Raw genomic sequence first — 7,605 nt, forward strand, 5'->3', positions numbered from 1 at the left:
GAAGCCTCATGCTACGCCGAAACGCTCATCCGTGAATTTCCAAAAGGGCTCTTAGCCTTGCGCTGATTTTGTACGTAATAGGCACTTTAACCATGGATGGCGCGGGGCTGATTGCCTCTACCGTATTTGGCATGGCGTTGGTTAATCTGCGTATTCCCGGCATGACAGAAATCCAACGGATGAAAGAAGCACTGGTGGTGCTGATTGTCTCCATCCTGTTCATCATGCTGACTGCCGATCTTACAAGGAGTGAGCTTGCTGGTTTGTCGTGGTCTATTGGGGCCTTAACATTGGCCGTGCTGTTTGTCGTGCGGCCTTTGGGCATTTGGTTGGCGACCATAGGTTCTAGTTTGAGCCGGGCGGAACGGCTGTTTATGGGGTGGATTGCACCGCGTGGTATTGTGGCGGCAGCAGTTGCTGGTGCTGCTGGTATACGCTTGCAGGATGCGGGTTACCCCGGAGCTTCTCAGGTTATGCCGGCTGTTTTTGCCGTTATTGCCTCCACCATGATTTTGCATGGTTTTTCCCTTATTCCGCTGGGTCGGCGGTTGCATCTTACGCTTTCCAACCAACCGGCATTGGCTATTGTGGGGGCGAATGACTGGTCCACTCAGTTGGCTATGGCAGTACATGCTGTGGGCACGCCTGTTTTGTTGGTGGATAGTTCTTTGAGTGATCTGCGCGCAGCCGAGCGCGCCGGTGTGCCTGTTTTGTGTGCCGAAGTTTTATCGGAAGAAGGCACGGAAAACTTGGAGGAACGCCCGGCTGATTATCTGATTTCAGCTACGCCGGATGCCATTTACAATGGATTGGTCTGTGCGCATCTGGCGCCACATTTTGGGCGGCAGAGGGTTTATCAGGTTAGCCCGGGCATAGCGCGGCTGGACCAGTATCGTGGTTTTAGCCGGGAAGCGCGCGGAAAGGTTTTGGGGCAGCCCGCTTGGAATTTTACCGTGCTGGAAGCACTGGTGAGCCAAGGCTGGCATTTTGTTGCGATAGAAGTTTCAGAAGATAATCAGGATTACCTTCTGAGTGAAAGCAGCCATTTCCTGTTATTTCTGGTGCTTCAGAAAGGTGCGGGTATTACCATTGTTTCGGCTGAGGATGAGCCACAACCAACCCTGACACCGGGTTACGTGGCAATAGGGTTGGTTGCGCCGGAACAGATAGCCAAGCCAGCTTAACGAGGTGGATGAATGGTTATTTCTGTAGCGCCAGAGGCCAGAACAAAGCGTAGGTCGGCTTCTGTTAGCGCAACACATCCTTCAGTCGGCGTTTTGTTGGGGCGTTGCAGGTGCATGAAAATGGCAGACCCTTTGCCGGGTTCTGCCGGGCTGTCATTATAACCAATCACAACAATCAGATCATACACGCTATCCTCACGCCATAGTGTTTCATGGCGGAAGGAAGATGGCAGTTGAATGTGCTGGTTGTAGCTGGCTGATGAAGGATCATCGCACCAGCCATCCTGTGTGCTTAATGGGATCACGGGCAGGGCGGCCTGAGGCTTTATAACCCGATCAGCCCGGTAAAAGACCTGCCTGAGGGGAAAGGTGCCTAGCGGCGTTGCCAGATCTCCTTCGCGCTTATGGTGGGTTACGCCATTCTTGCCGATAATGGCGCTCATGCTTTTGTGTCTGCAATGCAGTTGTGCATCCATATTGCTGTTTACTGTTGGCCAGACGTGTATCATCATAAACAATCTTACCCCTGCTTTATGGCTTTCGCGTGAGGTTGACGTATCATGCCGGAAATTGGTTTCGATACGATTCGTTGTGTGATCTGTAAAGAAGTAGGCCAAGGCAGCCGAGCCAGAGGGCTGACATAAGGAGACGATGTTCCATGACGGGTGCGCGCCCAATTTTGGTTGTAGATGACGATCAGGTCATTCGCAGAACACTGGCAGAGCAGTTGCAGCTGGACGGAGAATTTCAGGTTCTGGAGGCGGCAACATTGGCCGAAGCTCGCCAGAAGCTGAAGGAACCAGATGCACGGTGTGATGCCATTCTGCTGGACGTAACCCTGCCGGATGGAGATGGGCGCGATTTTTGTGCAGAACTGCGCAAGGATGGCCTGCGTATGCCCGTTATCATGCTTACAGGATCAGATGATGAATCTGATATTGTGAAGGGGCTTGATGCTGGTGCCAATGATTACGTTGCCAAGCCTTTCCGTATTGCAGAGCTTCTGGCCAGATTGCGGGCGCAGCTAAGACTGTTTGAAAACAGTGAAGATGCTGTGTTTTCCATTGGTCCATATACGTTCCGCCCTTCTGCCAAACTTTTGCAGGAACCAGCCAAAAACCGTCGCATTCGTTTGACGGAAAAAGAGACGGCTATTCTGAAGTTTCTTTATCGCGCAGGAACGCGCCCAGTGCCCCGGCAGGTTTTGCTGAACGAGGTGTGGGGGTATAATGCAGCGGTAACAACGCATACGCTGGAAACACACATTTACCGCCTGCGCCAGAAGATTGAGCCAGATCCAGCTCATGCCTCTTTGCTGGTTACAGAAGGTGGGGGGTATCGCCTTAATCCTGAACCAGAAGTTGCGACAACAGCCGTTTGATTTAAAAAAGCCCTCCTTTTATGGAGGGCTTTTTGTTGTTCGATCTGGGAATGTGGTTTGCTTTCCTCGCTAGATTATAAATTAGCAAAAACAGAACGATAGTGTGTGAACTATTGCGGGAGTTGGTGCGTAGAAGTTTGGTAGGGTTGCATTAATGTTAGACCTAAGTGAATAGTAATGAATCTGAATGATCTGGGTAAATGACCTGAAGGTGAGAAAAGATCATTGAAGTATCATGAATTGGAACCATATAAAATTAAGAGAAATAGTCTTATTATTGATGGTTCATATATTGGTAGTGATGTAGTATGAAAATTCGTTTATTCTTGATGTGCTCTATTTTTGCTACGCCTGCGTTTTCGCAGTCAAGCGACATGACATGGCGCAATCTTGATGTGTCGCCTGCATCAGCTACGGCTTCATTTCCCGGTTCTGTAGGGCGCCCCTTAAAGAGCATTATCAGCGATACAAAGAATATTAAAAATTATGGTGCTAAGCTTGATGATAGCCAGCTAGATGTTGATAAGGCTATTATTGACAATTTGTGGAGCACAAAACCGCGCGTGGTTGAACTTCCAACCGGAATTATATGGCCTCATAGTAATGGACATGCTTGGATCCCTAACTCCCCACAACAGAATATCGTTGTCAATGCGCATGGGGAGGTGAACTGGTGGCCCTCCTATCCAGTCACGGATTATGGGATAGGATTTCCTATTCCTGATTTTGGGGATGGTGTCACGTCTATTCTTTATGGTGCCAATGCGGCTATCGCAGTCAGCAGGGTTGATAATGATAATATTGGATTTAATACTTCATTACCAAACATCGCTTTTAATTATATGGCGGATACCACAAAAGAACACGGAAATGCCGGCACTCCCGGAATGTTAAACATAAACATTCACTCAGTGGCCGGAAAAAATAAACGTGGGATGATGGCCGGTGTTAACGATGTTTTCGATAGTCTCTCGCATGGTTACTATGGTGATGATGATGTTCAAAACTGGCACCATATGGGTATTTGGGGGACCGATTGGACATGGAGTAATATTCGGGAAGTAAATCAGTTTATTCCATTCTATTTTTCTACAAAAAAAGATGGATATTATAACCAAACTACCTACGTTAATGAGGAGGATTTCTCATCGGGGGGGCCAGAAAATGCTGCTTCAGCTTATGACCCAACAGCAGCTAATCGTAAGATGTTCTGGTTGAATAGTGGTTATGGAACGATGGGGAAAGGTCATCTAGATGCCAACGGCCACAAGGTGTCGAGCATTGCACCTGCAGTAAAGTGGAAGGCATATACACCCTATCATCGCTATCAAGAAATTATTGTTGTGGATAGCACAGGACAGCCCTGGTTATTTTATGGCTTAAACAAAAATTATAGCACATCCACAGGAAGTGGCGGAACAGAAGACACTTTAAGTGGCAGTTCCGAGCCTGCATGGAAGTTTATTAATGGCGCTACTACAACAGATGGAGATATTATCTGGAGATGTATTGGGCCGTTTACCGTTGATTTCGGTACCATTATTGGTGTGAGTGGTGAGAACGATCCTAAAACAGGTTGGATTGCACGTATTGGTACTCTGATGGAGGAAGATACGAATTATATATATAATGCTATCTTTGATATGTCGAAAGCTGCATTTGATCCGAATGTTACTCATATTTTTGCTCGTATGCAAAAAGATATGTATTTGGACCTAACAGCAAACGGAACTAAAGCCGGACAAAATAATCATTTACTTGGTTATTCTAATGATGGAACGGGGTTTGGCTATAAACTTAGTCCAGCGGTTAACGGGACCAAAAACACAACAACACCATTTCATGTAACTGATGATGGTGTTACCCATATTACAAGCCTTGATGTTGGATCTAAAAATGATGTGCTTAATTTAAGTAGTGGTCGCCAGATAGTGAAAGCAGAAAAGCTTGATGGAGGCCTTGGTGAGCATAGCCTTTCATTACGTTATACTGATTCAAGTGTGCATTTGTTTGTTGATGGCGTAGATTTTGGAAGTATCCAGACTAATAAAGCGGCTGTCGTAAAATCAAAAAGAGCTATTTTAGCTATCACAAATCCTCAAGAGGGGCAGAGCGTATATGATATCGACGATCATGTAGAAGTCACATATCGTTGTCCAACAAGGAGCTCTTGTGGATGGTTTCCTGTGCAGTATGGTGCAGCGCTAAGGCGTTAATTCTATAACAGTTACTTTTGAAAGTAATTTGTCGCTGCAACAGAGTAGTTGCTCAAATCCGGGGGACTTTGAAAAGTCTCTTGGATTTGAATAATCTTACGTAATTTTTTCCCCGTTCAAAAGCGTGCAAGACGGCTGTGGGGACTTGTAGATTGGGAAAGCTAACCTAACCAGACGGACAGTTCGAACATATAGAGAATATATGGCAGAAATTACGGGAGGATATTATATAAAAAAGCTGATCCGGGGGCAGTTTATGTGCGAATTTGTGCCAGTATGAGTTGCAGGCAGATATCTGGAATTAGGCTTTGGCTTGAAGATAATTAGAGATCTAATATTAAAGCCTTGGACAATATTGATTTGTAGGCCATTTTTTATAGTGGATTATTGAGTTTAATAAGAATAAATTGTGTTAACCTCGAATATGAGCATAAATACTCTAACACCCACAGAAATCTAGGGAAAACCGTGGTGGGTGCGACAGGGATTGAACCTGTGACCCCCGCCGTGTGAAGGCGGGGTAACTTTGTATCTAACTTATTGTTATGATTTGATTTTATTTCCTGATTAACATTCCGTGCTCCATATTTGCACCGTTACCCATTTATACCTAGCCATTCCATAATTTCCTCCCGATACTCATCAGGCATCTTCTTGGCGTATCTCGTCACCATGGTGATGGTGCGCCAACCGCCATCTTCTTTTAGGCGTATCAGATCCTTGTGCAGGCAGTAATGCCATGTGGCAAAGGTGTGGCGTAGGCAGTGAGGCGTAAGCTCTGGCACGAACTGCGTTTTTGGTTTGGTTGCGCCCTTGGGGATCCAAACGCGGGTATGCCCTGGCAAGTTTGCTTTGCGGTTGGCCGTTGCCCATGCTTTTTTTATCTGTCCGCCACCAGTTCGGCCTGTGTCGTAATATGCACGCCCAATGTCATTAGAGCGCACAATACCAGGCCGTGCATATCTGCGGGTAGGGCGGAAGACACGCCCAGCCTTTGGGGTGATATCCGCTAGAGCGTCCACAACCACAGGCGGCAGATCTATGTGGCGTTCGTCTCCTTGTTTTTGCCAGACCACAGCACGGTGGCCTTTGAGATCTACATCCTTCCATTCCAGTTCCAGTGCTTCGGACATACGAGCGCCGGTTCCTATGAGGAAGATGAGCAGGGGCTTTAAGTGTTCTGCAGCTGCGTCTACCAATGCGGTTGCTTCTGCCGGCCTCAGAAACTGCATACGCACTTGTTGCACTTTTGGTCGCTGGAAAGCAGGCTTGTTGCACCACCCACGAATAGCGGCAAATTCCAGGACAGCCCGCAGAGGTGTGAGCACGGCCCGAATTTTTGTGGCACCAGTGGCTTGAGCACCTTTGGTGAGAATGGCCTTATAGGCCTCGTCTAGTTCATTCTGCCCGATATTATCTAGCTTGATGGTGCCAAAGTAACGAAGAAGCCGGCTTAAATGGGTGCGGGTAGTTTCTGAACGTTCTTCTGCTTCCAGATAAGCGGCTACTGCGTGCGCGAATGTTACCGTTGCCCGTTTGCCGTAGACTGATTCCGCCCAGAGTTCCGCCTCGCGCTTGACGCGGTACGCTTCGGCTTGCTGGAGGACAGTAGTTCCAGTGCTTTCATATATGCTTTGTCCGCGGACAGTCCCGCGGATGTAGAGCGTCTGACTGTTCTTGCGGGTGACGAGTTTAAGGGGCATTCCAAGCTTTCCAGCAGGCGTTCATAGTCTCCATCACGGAAAACAATGCGTTTTCCAAATCGGCGGTGCGTAGGGCCACCTGCGTATTCTGGGGTAGCACGCAGGTGGTTCAGCAGTTTGTTCTTGCTTACAATGCCATGAAGTTTTTTCAGGACATCAGGGATGGTCATTAGGTCAGGAAGCGTGCCACTCATCACGCATTTTCTCCTGCGCGGGTATTCCACTTAATCGCTGCGCCTTCTTTGGTTTCGGCGCCGCCGCCATCAGCGTGGCAGGTATAACAGGCGACATAAAACCAATCTGTTTCACCTACGACACAGGCATCCTTGGCGGCGCAAAATGGGCACTCTTTAAGGTGTTTGCTCATGCTTCCAATCCTTCAAAAAACCATGTCAGCGGCACGTCCAGTGCGGTGGCGAATGTTGGCAGGAGCGTTGCTTTTATGGCGTTCTTGCCGGTTTCATACTTCTGCATCTGCTGGTAGGTGCAGCCTATGGCGTGGCCTAGCTGTTCCAGGCTCATGCGCAGTTCGTGGCGGCGCTGGCGGATGCGAAAACCCAAGTGCTTATCGTTACGGATACGCTTTGGCGCTTCCACCTGTGGTGGTGGTGCGTAGGTGCCTAGAAGCTGCTCCAGATCTATCTGTGCAGCCATAGGAACGTGTTTCCGCATATGCCGATAGCTGACAGCGCAATCCACAGCATGACTAGGCGCCGGGATGGTGCAGGGTTGCGCATGTTGGCGGCCTAGTGCTTGGCTGCTGAACATGGCATGCCATCTATTACGATATCTATACTATCTCCGCGCCCGACCTGAATGCCATTATTGATAATGTCTGCTATTTTTTCAGGCTTTGCATTTTTGGGAACATGCCTAACAGTGGCATCACCAAACACAATGGATGCTGCCCCAAGAATATAGTCAGGATTTCCAAAATGATTTTGGAAACACATGAAATCGTTTTCTTCCACATTGATAACCCCCAATCCAGCAACAAATGTGAAATCTGTATTTTCACCTGCTTCCATGATCTGCGTGCGAATATTGTCGTAAGTTATCTGCAAGCATTCGACGCGGAAATCTCACAGAAGGGTTGTACATCGGGTTAGATTATGAAAAAG

General features: G+C 47.9%; 7 protein-coding genes and 1 pseudogene. 3 read left to right on the plus strand and 5 right to left on the minus strand.

Annotated elements, in window-relative coordinates:
* Positions 1–50 precede the first annotated feature (50 nt).
* Positions 51–1,184: pseudogene (locus APA10_RS08875) on the plus strand (cation:proton antiporter domain-containing protein); the annotation flags it as partial.
* Here APA10_RS08875 and APA10_RS08880 read toward each other — a convergent pair.
* Positions 1,181–1,696: a L,D-transpeptidase family protein gene (locus APA10_RS08880; protein ID WP_174714326.1), complete on the minus strand. Its 516-nt coding sequence runs from the start codon at positions 1,694–1,696 to the stop codon at positions 1,181–1,183. The pseudogene APA10_RS08875 and the gene APA10_RS08880 sit on opposite strands and share 4 nt — an antisense overlap.
* Positions 1,697–1,842: 146 nt before the next feature.
* On the opposite strand from APA10_RS08880, the gene APA10_RS08885 reads away from it, so the two are divergent.
* Both APA10_RS08885 and APA10_RS08890 read left to right on the plus strand, forming a co-directional pair.
* On the plus strand, positions 1,843–2,565 hold the full coding sequence (locus APA10_RS08885; protein ID WP_003623877.1) for a response regulator transcription factor: 723 nt from the start codon (positions 1,843–1,845) through the stop codon (positions 2,563–2,565).
* Between the two features lie 308 nt (positions 2,566–2,873).
* Positions 2,874–4,781, plus strand: coding sequence for a hypothetical protein (locus tag APA10_RS08890; protein WP_003630388.1), 1,908 nt, complete (start codon positions 2,874–2,876; stop codon positions 4,779–4,781).
* Between the two features lie 596 nt (positions 4,782–5,377).
* On the opposite strand, the gene APA10_RS08895 is transcribed toward APA10_RS08890, so the two are convergent.
* The 4 genes from APA10_RS08895 to APA10_RS08905 all read right to left on the minus strand — a co-directional run bounded on the left by APA10_RS08895 (position 5,378) and on the right by APA10_RS08905 (position 7,512).
* Positions 5,378–6,484, minus strand: coding sequence for a tyrosine-type recombinase/integrase (locus APA10_RS08895; protein ID WP_035367530.1), 1,107 nt, complete (start codon positions 6,482–6,484; stop codon positions 5,378–5,380).
* A gap of 193 nt (positions 6,485–6,677) precedes the next feature.
* On the minus strand, positions 6,678–6,851 hold the full coding sequence (locus APA10_RS14560; RefSeq protein WP_080587134.1) for a Lar family restriction alleviation protein: 174 nt from the start codon (positions 6,849–6,851) through the stop codon (positions 6,678–6,680).
* The gene (locus APA10_RS14290; protein ID WP_250697632.1) at positions 6,848–7,138 is read right to left on the minus strand and encodes a helix-turn-helix domain-containing protein; all 291 of its coding nucleotides are present in this window, start codon (positions 7,136–7,138) and stop codon (positions 6,848–6,850) included. The genes APA10_RS14560 and APA10_RS14290 overlap by 4 nt, the downstream gene beginning before the upstream one ends.
* A 92-nt stretch (positions 7,139–7,230) precedes the next feature.
* Positions 7,231–7,512, minus strand: a complete 282-nt coding sequence (locus APA10_RS08905) for a hypothetical protein (RefSeq protein WP_035367532.1) — start codon at positions 7,510–7,512, stop codon at positions 7,231–7,233.
* Positions 7,513–7,605: the final 93 nt, after the last annotated feature.

This window comes from Acetobacter pasteurianus subsp. pasteurianus LMG 1262 = NBRC 106471, from assembly GCF_000285275.1.
GTDB classification, from domain to species: domain Bacteria; phylum Pseudomonadota; class Alphaproteobacteria; order Acetobacterales; family Acetobacteraceae; genus Acetobacter; species Acetobacter pasteurianus.